At 62.4% G+C, this 17,799-nt stretch carries 17 protein-coding genes; 10 read left to right on the top strand and 7 right to left on the bottom strand.

The genetic code is table 11. The features are described from left to right. Window positions 1-201 precede the first annotated feature (201 nt). From ABH945_RS14110 to ABH945_RS14125, 4 genes are all read right to left on the bottom strand, one after another. Window positions 202-1,500: a DUF3443 domain-containing protein gene (locus ABH945_RS14110; RefSeq protein ID WP_429250891.1), complete on the bottom strand. Its 1,299-nt coding sequence runs from the start codon at window positions 1,498-1,500 to the stop codon at window positions 202-204. Between the two features lie 56 nt (window positions 1,501-1,556). Continuing rightward, the gene (locus tag ABH945_RS14115) at window positions 1,557-2,030 is read right to left on the bottom strand and encodes a DUF2844 domain-containing protein (protein ID WP_429250892.1); all 474 of its coding nucleotides are present in this window, start codon (window positions 2,028-2,030) and stop codon (window positions 1,557-1,559) included. A 382-nt stretch (window positions 2,031-2,412) separates the two neighbouring features. Beyond that, a complete protein-coding gene (locus ABH945_RS14120; RefSeq protein ID WP_201641690.1) occupies window positions 2,413-2,736 on the bottom strand; it encodes a rhodanese-like domain-containing protein in 324 nt (107 codons plus the stop codon). 54 nt (window positions 2,737-2,790) lie between these two features. Beyond that, the gene (locus ABH945_RS14125) at window positions 2,791-3,444 is read right to left on the bottom strand and encodes a protein-L-isoaspartate O-methyltransferase family protein (RefSeq protein WP_429250893.1); all 654 of its coding nucleotides are present in this window, start codon (window positions 3,442-3,444) and stop codon (window positions 2,791-2,793) included. 457 nt (window positions 3,445-3,901) lie between these two features. Between ABH945_RS14125 and ABH945_RS14130 the strand changes: the two genes are divergently transcribed. The 6 genes from ABH945_RS14130 (at window position 3,902) to ABH945_RS14155 (ending at window position 10,890) form a co-directional block, all read left to right on the top strand. Next, on the top strand, window positions 3,902-4,978 hold the full coding sequence (locus tag ABH945_RS14130) for a LacI family DNA-binding transcriptional regulator (protein ID WP_429250894.1): 1,077 nt from the start codon (window positions 3,902-3,904) through the stop codon (window positions 4,976-4,978). Between the two features lie 2 nt (window positions 4,979-4,980). After that, window positions 4,981-6,468, top strand: coding sequence for a sugar ABC transporter ATP-binding protein (locus tag ABH945_RS14135; RefSeq protein ID WP_429250895.1), 1,488 nt, complete (start codon window positions 4,981-4,983; stop codon window positions 6,466-6,468). Then, window positions 6,449-7,462, top strand: a complete 1,014-nt coding sequence (locus ABH945_RS14140; protein ID WP_074763268.1) for an ABC transporter permease — start codon at window positions 6,449-6,451, stop codon at window positions 7,460-7,462. The genes ABH945_RS14135 and ABH945_RS14140 overlap by 20 nt, the downstream gene beginning before the upstream one ends. 115 nt (window positions 7,463-7,577) lie before the next feature. Next, on the top strand, window positions 7,578-8,540 hold the full coding sequence (locus ABH945_RS14145; protein ID WP_074763269.1) for a substrate-binding domain-containing protein: 963 nt from the start codon (window positions 7,578-7,580) through the stop codon (window positions 8,538-8,540). 86 nt (window positions 8,541-8,626) lie between these two features. Next, window positions 8,627-9,676, top strand: a complete 1,050-nt coding sequence (locus ABH945_RS14150; RefSeq protein WP_429250896.1) for a sugar phosphate isomerase/epimerase family protein — start codon at window positions 8,627-8,629, stop codon at window positions 9,674-9,676. Window positions 9,677-9,738: 62 nt separating this feature from the next. Continuing rightward, window positions 9,739-10,890, top strand: coding sequence for a Gfo/Idh/MocA family protein (locus ABH945_RS14155; RefSeq protein ID WP_429250897.1), 1,152 nt, complete (start codon window positions 9,739-9,741; stop codon window positions 10,888-10,890). Between the two features lie 46 nt (window positions 10,891-10,936). Here the strand turns inward: ABH945_RS14155 and ABH945_RS14160 are convergent, their stop codons facing one another. The 3 genes from ABH945_RS14160 to ABH945_RS14170 form a co-directional block, all read right to left on the bottom strand. Beyond that, window positions 10,937-11,197, bottom strand: coding sequence for a hypothetical protein (locus tag ABH945_RS14160; RefSeq protein ID WP_429250898.1), 261 nt, complete (start codon window positions 11,195-11,197; stop codon window positions 10,937-10,939). Between the two features lie 125 nt (window positions 11,198-11,322). Then, on the bottom strand, window positions 11,323-12,483 hold the full coding sequence (locus ABH945_RS14165) for an ABC transporter substrate-binding protein (RefSeq protein ID WP_429250899.1): 1,161 nt from the start codon (window positions 12,481-12,483) through the stop codon (window positions 11,323-11,325). A 46-nt stretch (window positions 12,484-12,529) separates the two neighbouring features. Then, complete coding sequence (locus ABH945_RS14170; protein ID WP_042327765.1) at window positions 12,530-13,471, bottom strand: CysB family HTH-type transcriptional regulator; 942 nt, start codon at window positions 13,469-13,471, stop codon at window positions 12,530-12,532. A 218-nt stretch (window positions 13,472-13,689) separates the two neighbouring features. Between ABH945_RS14170 and ABH945_RS14175 the strand changes: the two genes are divergently transcribed. The 4 genes from ABH945_RS14175 (at window position 13,690) to cysD (ending at window position 17,795) form a co-directional block, all read left to right on the top strand. Then, the gene (locus ABH945_RS14175) at window positions 13,690-15,369 is read left to right on the top strand and encodes a nitrite/sulfite reductase (RefSeq protein ID WP_429250900.1); all 1,680 of its coding nucleotides are present in this window, start codon (window positions 13,690-13,692) and stop codon (window positions 15,367-15,369) included. 22 nt (window positions 15,370-15,391) lie between these two features. Beyond that, complete coding sequence (locus ABH945_RS14180; RefSeq protein WP_429250901.1) at window positions 15,392-15,934, top strand: DUF934 domain-containing protein; 543 nt, start codon at window positions 15,392-15,394, stop codon at window positions 15,932-15,934. Continuing rightward, window positions 15,931-16,689 carry a phosphoadenylyl-sulfate reductase gene (locus ABH945_RS14185; RefSeq protein WP_429250902.1) on the top strand — a complete coding sequence of 253 codons (759 nt, stop codon included), beginning with the start codon at window positions 15,931-15,933 and terminating at the stop codon, window positions 16,687-16,689. Before ABH945_RS14180 ends, ABH945_RS14185 begins: the two co-directional genes overlap by 4 nt. Before the next feature lie 143 nt (window positions 16,690-16,832). Next, complete coding sequence (cysD, locus tag ABH945_RS14190) at window positions 16,833-17,795, top strand: sulfate adenylyltransferase subunit CysD (RefSeq protein ID WP_074763277.1); 963 nt, start codon at window positions 16,833-16,835, stop codon at window positions 17,793-17,795. Window positions 17,796-17,799: the final 4 nt, after the last annotated feature.

Consider the following 17,799-nt stretch of genomic DNA (forward strand, 5'->3'; position numbering starts at 1 on the left):
TGCTCCAGAAAACAGGTCGGAGCATGGTGCCCGCAGACCCTTATTGGGATTGCGGGAAGTTTCTGAACGGCGTGTGGGAAAGGCCGTAAAAGGCCGTGAAGAGGGATAAAACGATGCGCGCAACCAGGCACGCGCAACACGATGGACACCGGACAGGCGTCGCTAGCAAACAGCGCCCGCCCGTGCCATCTGCGTAAAACATCAGAACGCCACAAATGGTCCCGTCCGTTGGCCAATCTTCGCGTAGCTGATCACGGTGTAGACATCGCGGCCATAGAAGAACGGCAGGCCCCACAGGAACATGTTGTTGTTCGAGCTGGCGAAATACGCGCCGATCGTATCGAAAGCGGCGTAGCCGGTGGCGGCCAGAACCCTCGCGTTTTCGATGGAAAACGGCACCGCCAGCGGCGTGCCTGTGCCGTCCGTGGCCTCCATCGTTGCATACAGATTCAGCTTGCTCGACGGTATGTACCAGCTATATGGAAAAGCGCCGGCGGTCGGAATCGTCTCGTCCTGGAAACCATAGCCATTGGTGCCGCTGTCGATTGCACTGCGGTTCATCACACGCCCCTGATATTGCGTCGTGAAGGTGCCGTACTTATCGACGGCCAGTACCGTGGCGTTGGCCGGCAGCATGTTGTTCTGCTGGGTGGAGACGCCGAACACCAGTTGACCGTCCACGCTCGCCCGTCCGCCGGCCGGCAACGCGGGCAGGCGAATGACCGTGCCGTTGTTGTCGCTGGTGAACATGAAGACGGGGTTCGTCACCTCCTTGCTCTCTTCCATGCGAGTGCTGATGCAGTTGTTGCGAGACAGGCAATAGTAGTAAAGGCCCGGCACCGCCGTGGTCAGCGCATCCAGCGAGTCGCCCGTGAAATTATCGATGCCGACAATGCCGTTGGCGCCCATCGCGGCGACGCTGCCCAGATCGGCGCCGCCGTACGACACGCAGTCGGCCGGCGTCGCATACGCGCCATCCGCAATCACCTGAATCGGCAGATTATCCGCGGTCTTCTTGCCGATCAGGATGTCGGCCCGCTTGATCGCGCCCCACGTGTAGCCCGACGCGAACGGCATGCATTGGGCGATTGGCGACGTGCCGAGTTTGTCGTCGGTCGCGCCGGCTTGCGTGAGCAGCAGCGGCGCGAGCGACGGTATCGCCCACGCGCCGATGCGCACACCTGTCGAGCCGGTGTCGACCAGCATGTTGTCGACGGTCACGCATTGGGTCGGATTGCGCTTGCCGGGTATGCAGACCTTGATCGACACGAACAGCGTATTGATGTTGCCCATTGAACTGTTGACCTGCACCGGCACCACGTTGTCGCCCGTGGCCGGGACGGTGACCGTGGGCGTGCTCGGGTTGTTCGGGCTGATGCTCCAGTCGGGGCTGGCGTCCCAGCCGATATCGGTGCTGCTCGCGCTGCCGCCGCCGCATGCAGCGAGCGTGATTGTCGCGAGCACCGCAACGAGCCAGCCGGTTTTCTTCGATGTATTCATTGTTGTTTTCCTTGACCGGGCGTGTGCAGGCATTGGCTCGCGCACGTGTGCCGGTGCTATTTCAGATCGCCTGGCCGGACGCCCGCGGGGAATTCATGGAGCAGCCATGCCATGCCGGAAAAGCGGCCGAGCCGCCCGGTCGATTCGATGCGAAAGGCGTCGTCGCCGTCGACGAGCGGGCCGGTGCCGCGCGCACGGCTTTGCGCGACGTTCACATAGTTGGGGAAGTAGTTGCCGAGCAGGGCCGTCATGTTCGGACGGATCGGTCCGTCCCACGTGACCGCGAACACCACGTTGCTGGGCAGCACGTATTCGCGGATCGTGACGCCGTTGGCATCGACCGATTGGTGCATCGAATAGGGCGCTGCCGATTGCGTCGCCTGCGTCGTTGTCGAGGCGGACTGCGGCGTGGCGAGCCGCACGACCGGGGTGGGCGCGCCGGTGTTTGGGGCGCCGCCCAGACTCGCGTATGAAATCAGCGGGGACACGGCTAGCGCTGTGGCCAATATCGCGATCTTCGAAAATCTCATCACATGGCTCCAAAAAATATCGGAGCATGTTGCCTGTCCGACGCTTAGGAAACCGTGAGAAATTTCTGACGTTCACGCACGAAGCGGCGTAATGAAAAGCAGGCTGCGGCTTAGGGCAGAGGGTGCGACGAGGTGGAACGTGGGCGGGGTTAGCCTGGCAACGAGCGTATGAGCGAGCGCAGGAGAAAAATATGAAAGCACTCACGCTGTGGTGAGTGCTTTGGCGGCCCGCATTGCACGGACGCGCTAGATAAAAGACTTCGTATTGCCGACTTCAGCGACGAGCCGGCTAGCGTCATGCTGCTCACCAAGGCGGCAGTCAAACATCAGCGGAGCGGGTGGCCGTCAGAGCCGATACCCGCTGCCGCGAGTTCACGCTAAATCAATAAGTCGGAACCGCCGGATCGACCTGACGCGACCACGCATCGATCCCGCCTTGCAGATTGAACACGTTGGTGTGGCCGCGCGACTCCAGAAACATCGCGACCTGTGCGCTGCGCGCACCGTGGTGGCATACGCAAACGATCTGCGCGTCGTCGTCGAGTTCTTCGCTGCGGGCGGGAATTTCACGCATCGGAATCGACACGGCGCCGGCGATCGACGCCGTCTGGATTTCCCAGGGTTCGCGCACATCGAGGAGGACGGGGGCGGGACGCGAGGTGTCGGCGAGCCATTCGGCGAGTGCCGGAGCGGTCAGATTTTGCATCAGTGGGACATCCAGTCAGATGACGGCCGCAGCGCGGCCGCCAGGATCTAAAACTCAGAACTTGAAACGCGGCGGCTGCACGGCGTTGGTCAACGGCTCGACATAGGTTTCAAACACGTCGGCGATGCGGAACTGCTTGTCGTCGATGCGCGTGATGATTTGCGCCTTCATGACCGGCGCGGTGCCGACGAATGCCGCGAGGCGGCCGCCAATCTTCAGATGCTCGAGGATTTCCTGCGGCAGCACCGGCAGCCCGCCTGACACGCAGATCACGTCGTACGGTGCCGCGCCGGCCCAGCCGCGCGATGCGTCGCCGGTGGCGACTTCGGCGTTCAGCACGCCGTTGGCGATCAGGTTGTTGCGCGCCAGTTCTGCCAGTTCCGGTTCGATGTCGACCGTCAGCACGTGTTGCGAGCGGTGTGCGAGCAACGCCGCCATGTAGCCCGAGCCTGCGCCGATTTCGAGCACGCTTTCGTGTTTCTTCACCGCCAGTTCCTGGAGCACGCGGGCTTCGACGCGCGGCGCCAGCATATGCTGACCGGCCGGCAGCGGCACTTCGAAGTCGACGAAGGCCAGATCGCGGTAGACGGCGGGGACGAAATTCTCACGCTTGACGATCGAGAGCAGATTCAGCACGTCCTGGTCGAGCACTTCCCAGGGGCGGATCTGCTGTTCGATCATGTTGAAACGCGCTTGCTCGATGTTCATGATGGATTCGGCGGTTTGGTTTGCGGGTGGGCGGTTTGGCCAATGATTTTTTGCCGCTGGCGAGCGGCCGTTCCGGGCAGTCTGCCTGGCAGACCAGGCTACGAGACGATGCTGGATACAAGCCTCGCCAGGGTAACTGCGGGATTGTACCAAATGGCGGTGTCGATCCGCTCGCTGGCGGGCAACCGGACGCGAGTGTCTGCTCTGTGCGCCGTGCCCAATTTCGACGCTTCTTCGTTCTTCTTCCGCTTTCTCGCTGCGTTTGGCCGCGCCTGGCCTGTGCGCAAAGCGGGCGCTTGCGTCGCGTTTTTGCCACCGGTTTGTGCCATCCGCCCAACGCCGCCGCGGTTGTCCTGCCGTGCGTCGTCCCCCGTATTAATCCCTAGCGAACAGTCCTTGCGATTCCCGCTTTCATCGCCCAAGAATGTAATCGATTACATTTGCGAGGCGAGTCCACTTGTCCAGAACGTCGTCCAAAGCGGTTCCCGCGGAGGCTTCCGGGGTGCCCGTCCAGCCTGAAATCCGCTCTTTGAGCGGGCCCGGGAGCCTGTCGATTGCGGGTGTCGCGGAGCAGGCGGGGGTCTCGGTGGCGACGGTTTCTCGCGTGCTCAACGGCCACGAAAACGTGCGGCCCGCCACGCGCGACAAGGTACTCGCCGCCGTCGATGCCAGCGGCTATCGCGTCAACGAACTCGCGCGCAACCTGCGCACCGCGGAAAGCCGCCTGCTCCTGACCATGGTCCCGGACGTCGGCAATCCGTTTTACGCGGAGATTGTGCGCGGCATCGACAGCGTCGCGCGTCAGCACGGCTACTTCATGCTGCTATGCGACACCGGCGCGGACCCGGGCCGCGAACGCAGCTACTTCGACCTGCTGCGCCGCCGCCGTGCCGACGGCGCGATCTGTCTCGATCCGGCGACGATCCAGCAGGCCCTCGGCGAGGCCTCGCATGCGTTGCCGTGGGTCGCGTGCTGCGAGTTCGATCCGTCGGTACGGGTGCCGTATGTCGGCATCGACAATTACCGCGCCGCAGGCGACGCCGTGCGGCATCTGCTCGCACGCGGCCACCGGCGCGTCGGCCTGATCAATTCCGACGTCGATTACCTGTACGCGCGCCAGCGTCAGCAGGGCTATCTGGACGCATTGACCGATGCGGGCATTGCCCCCGACCCTGCGTGGCGTATGAACCTGAACAGTCTCGACTACGAAGCGGGCGCGTCGGCGGCGGTGACGTTGACGCAGCAGACGCACGCGCCGAGCGCGATCTTCGCGGTGTCCGACACGCTGGCAATCGGCGTGATCCACGGTTTGCGCAGCGTCGGCAAGCGGGTGCCGGACGACGTCGCCGTGGTCGGCTTCGACGACATCTCGCTCGCCGCGCAAATCGATCCGCCGCTCACAACCATCGCGCAACCGATGCGCGAACTCGGCGAGACGGCCGCGCGTCTGCTGTTGCAGCGGCTCGCGAATCCATTGGCGAACGTGCCGGGCGTGCTGCTGCCGCACCGGCTCGTGATTCGCGGGAGCGCATGAACATGAGCCTCGCGATCCGTTTCGACGACATCCGCAAAGACTTCGGCCCGGTGCGCGTGCTGCACGGCGTGAGTTTCGAACTGGCGCCGGGGCGCATCTACGGTTTGCTCGGCGAAAACGGCGCGGGCAAATCGACGTTGATGAAGATTCTCGCCGGTTACGAGACCGCGACGTCGGGCACGCTGCTGGTCGACGGCCACCCGCAGCAGTTCATCGGTTCGCGCGATGCCGAGGCGCAAGGCATCGTGCTGATCCACCAGGAATTCAATCTCGCCGAGCATCTGACGATTGCGCAGAACATGTATCTCGGCCACGAAAAGCGGCGCGGCTGGTTCGTCGACGACACCGCGATGCGCGCCGAGGCCGCGCGTTATCTCGCGCAGGTGGGCCTCGAGAAAGCGCCCGACACGAAGGTGCGCGAACTGATCGTCGCGGAAAAGCAGATGGTGGAAATCGCGAAAGCGCTGTCGCGCCGCGCGCGTCTCCTGATCATGGACGAACCGACTGCCACGCTCACGCCGTCCGAAACCGAGCGGCTGTTCACGTTGATGGCGAAGCTGAAAGCCGATGGTGTGACCATCGTCTACATCTCGCACAAGCTCGACGAAGTGGAGCGCATCACCGACGAAGTGATCGTGATGCGCGACGGCCGTTTCGTCGCGCGCAACGAAACGGCGGGGTTGGCGCGCCAGCAGATGGCGAACCTGATGGTCGGCCGCGAGCTGTCCGACATGTTCCCCGACAAGCTCACTGTCCCCGCCGATGCGCCGCTCGCGCTAAAAGTGACCGGACTCGCGGTGCCGGATTGGGTCGACGATCTCAGCTTCGACGTGCGTGCGGGCGAAGTGCTCGGCTTCGCGGGCCTGGTCGGCGCGGGCCGCACGGAAGCGTTCGAAGCGATCATCGGCTTGCGCAAACGCACGCATGGGCACATCGAAATAGCAGGCCGTCCCGCCGATCTGAACAACCCGCGCGATGCGATGCGCCACGGTCTCACGTATCTCAGCGAGGACCGCAAAGGCAAGGGCCTGCACGTGAACCTGAGCCTGCAGGACAACGTCACGCTGATGACGCTCGAACGCTACGCGCATCCCTTGCTCGATATGAAAGCGGGACGCGAAGCGCTGACCAAAGCCGTCAGCGAATTCGGCATTCGCACCGGCGACCTGTCGAGCCGCGCGCGCATGCTCTCGGGCGGCAATCAGCAGAAGCTCGCGCTCGCCAAGTTCCTGCAGCCCGATCCGAACGTGATCGTGCTCGACGAGCCGACGCGCGGCGTCGATGTCGGCGCGAAACGCGACATCTATTTTCTGATCCATCGTCTCGCCGCGCAGGGCCGCGCGGTGATCGTCATTTCATCCGAACTGATCGAGCTGATCGGCTTGTGCCACCGCGTCGCCGTGATGCGCGCGGGGCGTCTGCAAGCCACGTTGACGCTCGATCATCTGACCGAAGAGGAGTTGATCGCTCATGCGACCGGCACCCACTGAAGCCGTGCAATCCGGCCGCGCGCTGCGCGTCGCGCATCGACTGTATGCGTTGGGGCCGCTCGTCGGGCTGATCTTGTTGTGCGTGATCGGCACGCTGCTGAACCGCGATTTCGCCACCGTCGACAACATGATGAACGTGCTCACGCGCACGTCGTTCATCGGCATCATCGCAGTGGGGATGACCTTCGTGATCATCTCGGGCGGCATCGATCTGTCGGTCGGATCGATGGCCGCGCTGATCGCGGGCAGCATGATCTGGCTGATGAACGGGCTGGCTGCGGGCGCCGCCGGACATGCGCTCGCGCCGCTTGCGATTCTGGCGATCGGGATCGCCGCCGCGCTTCTGCTCGGCGGATTGTTCGGCTGCGCGCACGGCCTGCTGATTACGAAAGGACGCATCGAGCCGTTCATCGTCACGCTGGGGACGCTGGGCATCTTTCGCGCGGTGTTGACGTGGCTCGCCGACGGCGGCGCGCTGACGCTCGATAATTCGTTATCCGATCTTTATGGACCGGTGTATTACGCGAGCCTGTTCGGTGTACCGGTACCGATCTGGGTGTTTCTCGTGGTCGCGGCAGGCGGCGCGTTGATCCTCAATCGCACGGCATTCGGACGGCACGTGCAGGCGATCGGTTCGAACGAACAGGTCGCGCGCTATGCGGCGATTCGCGTCGATACCGTGAAGATCGTCACGTACGTGCTGCTCGGAATCTGCGTGGGCGTCGCCACGGTGTTGTACGTGCCGCGCCTCGGTTCGGCCACGCCGACCACTGGCCTTCTGTGGGAACTCGAAGCGATCGCGTCGGTGGTGGTCGGCGGCACCGCGCTCAAAGGCGGCGAAGGGCGCGTGATCGGCACTGTGATCGGCGCGATCCTGCTGTCGGTGATCGCCAATATTCTGAATCTGACCAGCATCATCAGCGTGTATCTGAACGCGGCGGTGCAGGGCGTGGTGATTATTTTCGTCGCGTTCGTGCAGCGCGGACGGCGATAGCTTCAAGTTGCAACAACGGCGGCAGTAATAGCAACAGCAGCAACAGCCGCAACAGCAGCAAAGGCAGGTCCGAAAAATCGGGGCGCACGAAAGCCTCACTATTGGAGACACAACCATGAAGCACGTCATTCGAGCGGTCGGCGCCGGCATGCTGGCGTTGGGGATACTGGGTACGGCAGGCGTCGCGCGTGCCGATGACAAGGTCACGCTGGGCGTCGCGATTCCGACTGCCGATCACGGCTTCACGGGCGGCATCGTGTGGTGGGCGAACAAGGCGAAAGCCGATCTCGAGAAAGAGCATCCCGATCTGAAGGTGATCGTGAAAACGGCCGCCGGCGCGCCCGAACAGGCGAACCAGTTGCAGGATCTGGTGACGGTCAACAAGATCAACGCGCTGGTGATTTTCCCGTTCGAATCGGCGTCGCTCACGCAGCCGGTCGCGCAGGTGAAGAAGAAGGGCGTGTACGTGACGGTGGTCGATCGCGGCCTGACCGACACCAGCGCGCAGGATGCCTACGTCGCGGGCGACAACACCGCGTTCGGCAAGATTCCCGCCGAGTTTCTCGCGAAGGAGTTGGGCGGAAAGGGCAACATCGTCGCGCTGCGCGGCATTCCGACGACGCTCGATAACGAGCGCTGGACCGCGTTCACCAACGTGATCAAGAACTATCCGGAGATGAAGATTCTCGACGCGAAGTACGCGAACTGGAATCGCGACGACGCGTTCAAGACGATGCAGGATTACCTGACGCGCTTCAAGCACATCGACGCCGTCTGGGCGGCCGACGACGACATGGCGGTCGGCGTGATCAAGGCGATCGATCAGGCCAAACGCAGCGACATCAAGATCGTGTTCGGTGGCGCGGGCTCGAAGGGCATGGTGAAGAACGTGATGGACGGCGCGCCGATGATCAAGGCCGACGTGTCGTACTCGCCGAAATTCATCTACGACGCAATCAAGCTGACCGCCGAAGCGCGTCTGAAGGGCGAGAAGCTGCCCGCCACGACGATCATTCCGTCGGTGCTGATCACGAAGGAAAACGCGCAGCAGTTCTATTTCCCGGACTCGCCGTTCTGATGTTCCGGCCATGAGTATCCGGGTGCGCTCGCGGCGTTTCGGTCGCAAAGGCGCTGCGGGCGCGCCATCGTTCGAGGAACCGCACGATGAAAACCATCAAGGGACCGGCGATTTTTCTCGCTCAGTTCATGGGCGACGAAGTGCCGTTCGACAACCTCGCGCATCTCGCGGGCTGGGCAGCGGGTCTCGGCTTCAAGGGCATTCAGGTGCCGTGCGACCCGCGCCTGATCGATCTCGGCGAGGCCGCCGCGAGTCAGACGTATTGCGACGAATTGCGCGAGACCGCCGACCGCGCGGGTGTCGAGATCACCGAGTTGTCGACGCATCTGCAAGGTCAACTGGTCGCGGTGCATCCCGCGTATGACACGTTGTTCGACGGCTTTGCCGCGCCGCATGTGCGCGGCGATTCCGCTGCGCGCACGCAATGGGCCATCGATCAGCTGAAGCTCGCGGCGAAAGCGTCGCAGCGTTTGGGCCTGAATGCGCACGTGACGTTTTCGGGTGCGTTGGCGTGGCCTTATCTTTATCCGTGGCCGCAACGTCCGGCCGGTCTCGTGGAAGCCGCATTCGACGAACTCGCGCGCCGCTGGACCCCGATTCTCGATGCGTTCGACGAAGCCGGCGTAGACGTGTGCTACGAATTGCACCCGGGCGAAGACCTGCACGACGGCGTGACATTCGAGCGTTTTCTCGACGCGGTGAAGCAGCATCCGCGCGCCAATATCCTGTACGACCCGAGCCATTTCGTCCTGCAGCAACTCGACTATCTCGCGTTCATCGACATTTATCACGAGCGCATCAAGGCGTTTCATGTGAAAGATGCCGAGTTCCGGCCGAGCGGCAAGCAGGGTGTGTATGGCGGCTACAGCGGATGGGTCGAACGCGCGGGCCGCTTCCGCTCGCTCGGCGATGGACAGATCGATTTCGGCGCGATCTTCTCGAAGATGGCGCAATTCGATTTTCCGGGCTGGGCCGTGCTCGAATGGGAATGCGCGCTGAAGCATCCGCACGACGGCGCGCGCGAAGGCGCCGAATTTATCCGGCGGCACATCATCCGCGTGGCCGAGCATGCATTTGACGATTTCGCGGGCAGCGGCGTCGATGGCGCTCAGTTGAAACGCGTGCTCGGCATTTGATCTCCGCTTGCAGCGGTTAAACAGGCGCCATTAGCACAAGCATTAGCAGGAGCATGAAAGCAATGCCAGACAGAAAGCTCAGGCTGGGGATGGTCGGCGGCGGGCAGGGCGCGTTTATCGGCGCGGTGCATCGGATCGCGGCGCGGCTCGACGATCGTTTCGAACTGGTGGCGGGCGCGTTGTCGTCCGATCCGCAGCGCGCGCAGGCGAGTGCCGACGAAGCCGGAATCGCGCGAAGCTACACGGACTGGCGCGAGATGGCGCGCGCCGAAGCCGCGCGCGACGACGGTATCGACGCGGTTGCGATCGTCACGCCGAATCATTTGCACGCGCCCGTGGCGACCGCGTTTCTCGAAGCGGGTATTCATGTTGTGTGCGACAAGCCGCTCGCCATTTCGCTGGCCGAAGGCGAGGCGCTTGCGAGGCTCGCTCGCGAGAAGAACAGACTTTTTGCGCTGACGCATACGTATTCCGGCTATCCGATGGTGCGTCACGCGCGCGAGTTGATCGAGCGCGGCGAACTGGGCGAGATACGCGTGGTGCAGGTCGAATACGCGCAGGACTGGCTCGCCGAACCGGTCGAAGCGAGCGGCACGAACAAACAGGCGGGCTGGCGAACCGACCCGGCATTAGCGGGCCCGGCGGGCTGTCTAGGCGATATCGGCACGCACGCGTATCACCTGGCCGCTTTCGTCACCGGGATGAAGCCGCAGACGCTCGCCGCGGAGTTGCACACGTTCGTGCCCGGACGGCGCATCGACGATCACGTGCAGGCGATGCTGCGCTATGCGAACGGCGCGCGCGGCATGTTGTGGGCGAGCCAGGTGGCGAGCGGCGCGGAGAATGCGCTGCGTCTGCGGGTATATGGAACGAAGGCGGGTATCGCTTTCGATCAGGAGAATCCGAACGAATTGTGGTTCACGCCGCTTGGCGGTTCGGCGCAACGGCTGATGCGAGGTCGCGTGAACAGTGCGCTTGCCGCGCACGCGACACGCGTGCCGCCGGGGCATCCCGAGGGCTATCTGGAAGCGTTCGCGCAGTTGTACAAGGACGCGGCGTTGCAGATCGAAGCGCTGGACGAGGGCCGCGCCCTACCGCCGGAAAGCCGGTTGCTGACGACAGTAGACGACGGTGTGGACGGTTTGCGCTTTATCGACGCCGTGCTGGCAAGCAGCGCGGCCGATGGGCAATGGCAGGAGATTGCGAACGCGTGAGTGCGGTGCAGATTCGGGCTTAAGCGTGAGCGTGTCTGAGGGCGGCTCAACCGCCTTTGCTCTTCCTGATCTGCTCTTCGAACGCGATATCGAGCTTGCTCGCCTTACGCGGTTTCTGCGGACCGAATGCATCGACGAACTTGACGAAGTCGTCGAGTGTCAGCGGATCGGAGACTTTCCTGTCGACGCCGCTCGATTTGTCGACGAGGTAAAAAAGACCGCCTGACAGGCTGATCGCTGCGAACTGCGGATTGGCGCTACGCGTCTTCAGGCGTTCGACGGCGTGGATGGCTCGGGTAGTGCGCATGATATGGAGTGCGGCTCAGGTAAAGATTGCTACTTTAACAATTTCGCCGACGCCGCGCGTTACAACGGCAACATCACGATCATGGCGGCGGCGCCTCGCGTAGCGACGAGGCGCCGCGTTCGCGACTACTGGCTCAGATAAACGAACTTGCCGTTTTTGATGATCCCCATCACGCTGGCTCGCTGATCAAGGCCCACGTGATCCTTTGCGCTGGTGCTGACCACGCCGTTCGGCACGACGAGTTCATGCGCGTGCTCGAGTTCATCGCGCAACGCGACGCGGAACGCAGGCGTGCCAGGCTGCGCAGTTTTCAATGCGCGCGCCACCGCATCCTGCAAGCGCGGATAAACGCCCGCTGCATCGCCTGCGAATTGCGTCACGCTGCCCGCGCCGTACTTCGCCTCGTACTCGTTGGCGAACGCAAGCGCCGCCTTTTTCGCCGGATGATCCGCCGGCAAAGTGCGCGCGACGACCACCGGCTGCGTCGGGAACAGCGTGCCTTCCACGTCCTTGCCGCCGAGCTTGATGAACTCCGGCGTCGCAATACCGTGCGTCTGATAAATCGGGCCTTTATAGCCGCGCTCGATCAGCGTGCGCTGCGGCAACACAGTCGGCGTGCCTGCACCGGCGATCAGGATCGCGTCGGGCTTTGCTGACATCACCTTCAGCACCTGGCCGGTGACGCTCGCGTCGGTGCGGTTATAGCGCTCGGTCGCCACCAGTTGAATATGGCGCAGCGCCGCGAACTTGCTGAACTCGTTGAGCCAGCTTTCGCCGTAACCGTCCGCGAAACCGATGAAGCCCACCGTCTTCACGTTGTGGTTCGACATGTAGCGCGTCATCACGTCGGCCATCGCGCTGTCGGTCTGCGCCATCTTGTACGCCCACACCTTCTTGCCTTCCTGCGGCTCGACGACGCTGGCCGAACCGATCAGCGTAATCATCGGCGTCTGGCTTTCGGCCACCGGATCGAGCGCGGCCATCGCGGCCGGCGTGATGTTCGGGCCGACGATCACATCGACGTGATCCTCGTTGATCAGCTTGCGGATGTTGCGCACGGCCGCGCCCGGGTCCGACGCGTCGTCGAGGAAGATGTAATCGGCTTTCTGACCGGCGATCGTCTGCGGCCACATCAGCATTGCGTTCTTGCTGGTGATGCCGATCACGGCCGCCGGGCCGGTGCTCGACAGATCGATGCCGACCTTGATGTCGGCGTGTGCTGCGGTGGCGAGCAACAGCGCGCCGAGAGCGGCCAGGCCGCGAAGTCTGTTGTTATGCGACGTCATCGAGAGGGTCTCCGTTGCGGGAAGCGTGCTGCTTTTAAAGCCGTTGTCAAAGCTCGTAAGTTTCGTGTTCGCCCTTCAGCGCCTGTTCGATCAGCTTGCGGTTCATGCTCGGCGACAGCAACTCGACGAGCGTGTACACGTAACTCCGCAGGTACGCGCCCTGTTTCAGCGCCACCCGCGTCACATTGCTGCCGAACAGATGCCCGACCGGCATCGCACGCAGATGGCGGTCGCGCTCGGCGTTGAACGCGATATCCGCCATGATGCCGACGCCCAGACCCAATTCCACGTAGGTCTTGATCACGTCCGCGTCGATCGCCTCCAGCACGATGTCGGGATGCAGCCCGCGCAGCCGGAACGCCTCGTTGATCTTGGTGCGGCCGGCGAACGCGTTGTCGTACGTAATCAGCGGATATTGGGTCAGATCATCCAGCGACAAAAGTTTGCGGTCCAGCAAAGGATGATCGGGCTGCATCACCGCGATGTGGTGCCACTGGAAGCAGGGCAGCGACACCAGTTCCTTATAGTTGGCGATGGCCTCGGTGGCGATCGCGAGATCGGCCTGATCGTGCAGCACCATTTCCGCGACCTGGGTCGGGCTGCCTTGCAGAATTGAAAGGTGAACCTTCGGAAAGCGCTTCTTGAATTCGGCGATCGCGGCCGGAAGTGAGTAGCGGGCCTGCGTGTGGGTCGCGGCGATCACGAGATTGCCCTGATCCTGTGCCGCGTAGTCCTTGCCGACCCGCTTGAGGCTCTCGACCTCCTGCAGGATTTTCTCGACCGATTGCAATATGATGCGTCCCGGCTCGGTGAGCGAGCGTACGCGTTTGCCGTGCCGGGTGAAGATTTCGACGCCCAGCTCGTCTTCCAGCTCGATGATCGCCTTCGAGACGCCCGGCTGGCTTGTAAACAGCGCCTTGGCTGCCTCGGTCAGATTGAAATTCTGGCGAACGGCCTCGCGCACGAAGCGGAATTGGTGCAGGTTCATATATAACCTCTCCGCATATAAAAAGAATTTTTTAGTCGTTTGAAATATAAGGCGAGTTTATTACGATCTGTCCATCTTTTTCAATATGGATATCTGTATTTGTCATAAGCAAATGAGAGATGGGTCTAAACGCTCGTTTGCGGTTGCTGACTAAGACAGAATTCAAGGCGCGGCGGAACGCGACCGCCGTGTGTCACGCAAAAAATTGGGGTCCCCGAATGTACCAATACGATCAGTACGACCAGACCATCGTCGATGAACGGGTCGCGCAATACGCCGATCAGGTTCGCCGCCGCTTGTCGGGCGAATTGAGCGAAGAGGAGTTTCGTCCGCTGCGTCTGCAGAACGGCCTGTACTATCAGCGCCACGCTTACATGCACCGCATCGCGATTCCTTACGGCAATCTGCGCAGCGACCAGATGCGCGTGCTCGCGCAAATCGCGCGCGAACACGATCGCGGCTACGGCCACTTCTCGACGCGCTCGAACATCCAGTACAACTGGATCAAGCTCGAAGAAACGCCGGAAATCCTGCGCAAGCTCGCCGCCGTGCAGATGCACGGCATTCAGACCTCGGGCAATTGCATCCGCAACATCACCGCCGACCAGTTCGCGGGCGTCGCACCGGATGAAGTCGTTGATCCGCGTCCGTGGGCGGAAATCCTGCGTCAATGGTCGACGTTCCACCCGGAATTCGCGTGGCTGCCGCGTAAGTTCAAGATCGCCGTGTCGGGTTCGAAAGAAGACCGCGCGGCCGTGCAGATTCACGACATGGGCGTGTATCTGAAGAAGAACGAACAGGGCGAGCTGGTTGCCGACATTCTGGCCGGCGGCGGCATGGGCCGCACGCCGATCATCGGCGCGATCATCCGCCGCGATCTGCCTTGGCAGCATCTGTTGACGTATTGCGAAGCCGTGCTGCGTGTGTACAACCGCTTCGGCCGCCGCGACAACATGTACAAGGCGCGCATCAAGATTCTAGTGAAGGCGCTGAGCCCGGAGAAATTCTCGGCGCAGGTCGAAGAAGAATGGCAGCACCTGAAGGACGGCCCGGCGACGCTGACGCAAACCGAAGTGGATCGCGTGGTGCAGTACTTCCAGCCGCCGGTCTACGACAAGCTGCCGGACACCGACGCGTCGTTCGAAAAGCATCTGCTGGAAAACCGTGCGTTCGCGCGCTGGGTCGAGCGTAACGTGCGTCCGCACAAGGTCGAGGGCTATTCGTCGGTCACGCTGTCGTTGAAGCCGACCACGATCGCCCCGGGCGACGCAACCGACACGCAAATGGAAGCGGTCGCCGATTGGGCCGACGAGTATTCGCTCGGTGAAATCCGCGTGTCGCACGAACAGAACCTGATTCTCGCGAACGTCAAGAAGCGCGACCTGTTTGCGCTGTGGGAAAAGGCGAAGTCGCAAGGTTTCGCGACGCCGAATATCGGCTTGCTGACCGACATCATCGCGTGCCCGGGCGGCGATTTCTGCTCGCTGGCCAACGCGAAGTCGATCCCGATCGCGCTTGCAATTCAGGAGCGTTTCAACGATCTCGACTACGTGTACGACCTCGGCGACGTGTCGCTGAACATCTCGGGTTGCATCAACGCGTGCGGTCACCACCACATCGGCAACATCGGCATTCTGGGCGTCGATAAGGACGGCTCGGAGTGGTATCAGGTGACGCTCGGCGGCGAACAGGGTTCGGGCGCGACTGGCGCACACCTTGGCCGCGTGATCGGCCCGTCGTTCTCGGCGGAAGAAATGCCGGACGTGATGAGCAAAGTGATCGATACGTTCGTTGAAAACCGCCACGAAGGCGAGCGCTTCATCGAAACGTACAACCGCATCGGCATGGCCCCGTTCAAGGAACGTGTGTACGCCTCGCGTCAACCGGCTCACGCGTAACCGCGAAAAGGATACTGAACAGATGGCTTCTATCATCAAGAATCGCGCGATCGTCAACGATGACTGGGCGGTCGTGCGCCCGGCAGAAGACGGCTCGCTGCCGGCAGTGAACGACTTGCCCGCAGGCAAGGTGCTGGTGCCGCTCGCATTGTGGCAAGCGGAACGCGACGCGCTGGCCGCATCGCGCGGCGCGGCGGAAATCGGCGTGTGGCTCGCGCCGGACAGCGAACCGGCGGATATCGTCGCCGACTTCGACAAGATCGCGCTGATCGGCGTGGACTTCCCGGTGTTCCGCGACGGCCGCGGCTATAGCATCGGCCGCCTGCTGCGCGAACGCTACGGCTACAAGGGCGAACTGCGCGCGATCGGCGACGTGCTGCGCGACCAGATCACGTTCATGTTCCGTTGTGGTTTCGACGCCTATGCGTTGCGTGAAGACAAAGACTTCGACGACGCGCTGAAAGCGTTCGACGAATTCAGCTTCAACTATCAAGGCGCGGTGGATAACCCGTCGCCGCTGTTCCGCCGCCGTGAAGCGGGCGAACTCGGCAAGGTTTCAGCATGAGCGAATTTCAATCGCTCACGCCGGAACTCGCTGCGAAGGTCGAGCGCCTCGATGCGCTGCTCGACTCGATCGCCGCGCGTCACGCGAACGTGAAGCTCGCCAGCAGCCTCGCAGCGGAAGACATGCTGCTCACGCACGCGATCCTGTCGCGCGGCGTGAAGATCGGCATCTTCTCGCTGAACACGGGGCGTCTGCATGCGGAAACCGTGGGCATGCTCGATCGCGTGAAAGAGCGTTATGGCTACGAGATCGAACAGTTCCATCCGCAAGCTGCCGCCGTCGACGAATACGTGGCGTCGCATGGTCTGAACGCGTTTTATGAAAGCGTCGATCTGCGCAAGCGTTGCTGCGAAATCCGCAAGGTCGAGCCGCTGAACCGCGCGCTGTCTGATGTGAGCGCATGGGTGACCGGGCAGCGTCGCGAGCAGTCGGTCACGCGTGCCGAACTGCATGCGGAAGAACTTGATGCATCGCGCAATATCGCCAAGTTCAATCCGCTGACGGACTGGACCGAAGCCGAAGTTTGGGATTACCTTAAGGCTTTCGACGTGCCGGTCAATCCGCTGCACGCACGCGGCTACCCGAGCATTGGCTGCGAACCGTGTACGCGCGCTATCCGTCCCGGTGAAGATAGCCGGGCAGGGCGCTGGTGGTGGGAGTCGCGCGATACGAAGGAATGCGGGCTGCACATCACGACCATCACGCCGATTGCCACTGAACGCAGCGAAAACGTCTCGGCCTTGAAGTTTCAGTAATTGAGCCCTTGGCTTTTACCTGGAACGCCGCAAGTAAAGAAGCAAATGCGGCCGCAAGCGTCGACGTCAGTACAGATACCGATTTGAATACTTCCGCTCCGGCAAGCAACCGCTTGCCGGGCGAATCAACGAAGGACCCAGATATGAGCACCACGCTCGATTCCGCTGTCAACGCTCCGCTTGCCAATACGGCAAACCGGATGGATCACCTCGATTGGCTCGAAGCCGAGTCGATTCACATCCTGCGCGAACTGGTCGCCGAATGCAGCAAGCCCGCGCTGCTGTTTTCGGGCGGCAAGGATTCGGTCGTGGTATTGCACCTCGCGCTGAAGGCGTTCGGTATCGGCGCAAATCGCAAGACCGTGCTGCCGTTCCCGCTCGTGCATATCGACACCGGCCACAACTACGACGAAGTAATCGACTTCCGCGACCGTCGAGCGCAAGAGATCGGCGCTGAACTGGTGGTGGGTCACGTTGAAGATTCGATCAAGCGCGGCACGGTGCGTCTGCGTCGCGAAACGGATTCGCGCAATGCTGCGCAAGCTGTGACGTTGCTCGAAACGATCGAACAGCATGGCTATACCGCGCTGATCGGCGGCGCGCGCCGCGACGAAGAAAAGGCCCGTGCGAAAGAACGGATCTTCTCGTTCCGCGACGAGTTCGGCCAGTGGGATCCGAAGGCACAACGCCCGGAATTGTGGAGCCTGTACAACGCGCGTCTGCATAACGGCGAACACCTGCGCGTGTTCCCGATTTCGAACTGGACCGAACTGGACGTGTGGCAATACATCGCTCGCGAAAAGCTCGAACTGCCGTCGATCTACTACGCGCATCAACGCGAAATCGTGCGCCGTAACGGCCTGCTCGTGCCGGTCACGCCGCTCACGCCGATGCGTGAAGGCGAGACCAGCGAGAACGCGCTGGTGCGTTTCCGTACCGTCGGCGACATCAGCTGCACGTGCCCGGTGGAAAGCGACGCGGACAATCTCGAGAAGATCATCGCCGAAACGGCCGTGACCGAGATCACGGAGCGCGGCGCGACGCGGATGGACGACCAGGTCTCCGAAGCCGCGATGGAACAGCGTAAGAAGCAAGGTTATTTCTAAGCAC

The sequence above is a fragment of the Paraburkholderia sp. GAS333 genome (assembly GCF_050435665.1).
Taxonomy (GTDB): domain Bacteria; phylum Pseudomonadota; class Gammaproteobacteria; order Burkholderiales; family Burkholderiaceae; genus Paraburkholderia; species Paraburkholderia fungorum_A.

What these genes read in the sequence shown, in the direction of transcription:
- ABH945_RS14120 (WP_201641690.1), bottom strand. Translation starts at nt 2,736, where the DNA reads ATGCAAAATCTGACCGCTCCGGCACTCGCCGAATGGCTCGCCGACACC.
- ABH945_RS14110 (WP_429250891.1), bottom strand. Translation starts at nt 1,500, where the DNA reads ATGAATACATCGAAGAAAACCGGCTGGCTCGTTGCGGTGCTCGCGACA.
- ABH945_RS14145 (WP_074763269.1), top strand. Translation starts at nt 7,578, where the DNA reads ATGAAGCACGTCATTCGAGCGGTCGGCGCCGGCATGCTGGCGTTGGGG.
- ABH945_RS14175 (WP_429250900.1), top strand. Translation starts at nt 13,690, where the DNA reads ATGTACCAATACGATCAGTACGACCAGACCATCGTCGATGAACGGGTC.
- ABH945_RS14185 (WP_429250902.1), top strand. Translation starts at nt 15,931, where the DNA reads ATGAGCGAATTTCAATCGCTCACGCCGGAACTCGCTGCGAAGGTCGAG.
- ABH945_RS14180 (WP_429250901.1), top strand. Translation starts at nt 15,392, where the DNA reads ATGGCTTCTATCATCAAGAATCGCGCGATCGTCAACGATGACTGGGCG.
- ABH945_RS14125 (WP_429250893.1), bottom strand. Translation starts at nt 3,444, where the DNA reads ATGAACATCGAGCAAGCGCGTTTCAACATGATCGAACAGCAGATCCGC.
- ABH945_RS14170 (WP_042327765.1), bottom strand. Translation starts at nt 13,471, where the DNA reads ATGAACCTGCACCAATTCCGCTTCGTGCGCGAGGCCGTTCGCCAGAAT.
- ABH945_RS14135 (WP_429250895.1), top strand. Translation starts at nt 4,981, where the DNA reads ATGAGCCTCGCGATCCGTTTCGACGACATCCGCAAAGACTTCGGCCCG.
- ABH945_RS14115 (WP_429250892.1), bottom strand. Translation starts at nt 2,030, where the DNA reads ATGAGATTTTCGAAGATCGCGATATTGGCCACAGCGCTAGCCGTGTCC.
- cysD (WP_074763277.1), top strand. Translation starts at nt 16,833, where the DNA reads ATGAGCACCACGCTCGATTCCGCTGTCAACGCTCCGCTTGCCAATACG.
- ABH945_RS14155 (WP_429250897.1), top strand. Translation starts at nt 9,739, where the DNA reads ATGCCAGACAGAAAGCTCAGGCTGGGGATGGTCGGCGGCGGGCAGGGC.
- ABH945_RS14150 (WP_429250896.1), top strand. Translation starts at nt 8,627, where the DNA reads ATGAAAACCATCAAGGGACCGGCGATTTTTCTCGCTCAGTTCATGGGC.
- ABH945_RS14160 (WP_429250898.1), bottom strand. Translation starts at nt 11,197, where the DNA reads ATGCGCACTACCCGAGCCATCCACGCCGTCGAACGCCTGAAGACGCGT.
- ABH945_RS14140 (WP_074763268.1), top strand. Translation starts at nt 6,449, where the DNA reads ATGCGACCGGCACCCACTGAAGCCGTGCAATCCGGCCGCGCGCTGCGC.
- ABH945_RS14165 (WP_429250899.1), bottom strand. Translation starts at nt 12,483, where the DNA reads ATGACGTCGCATAACAACAGACTTCGCGGCCTGGCCGCTCTCGGCGCG.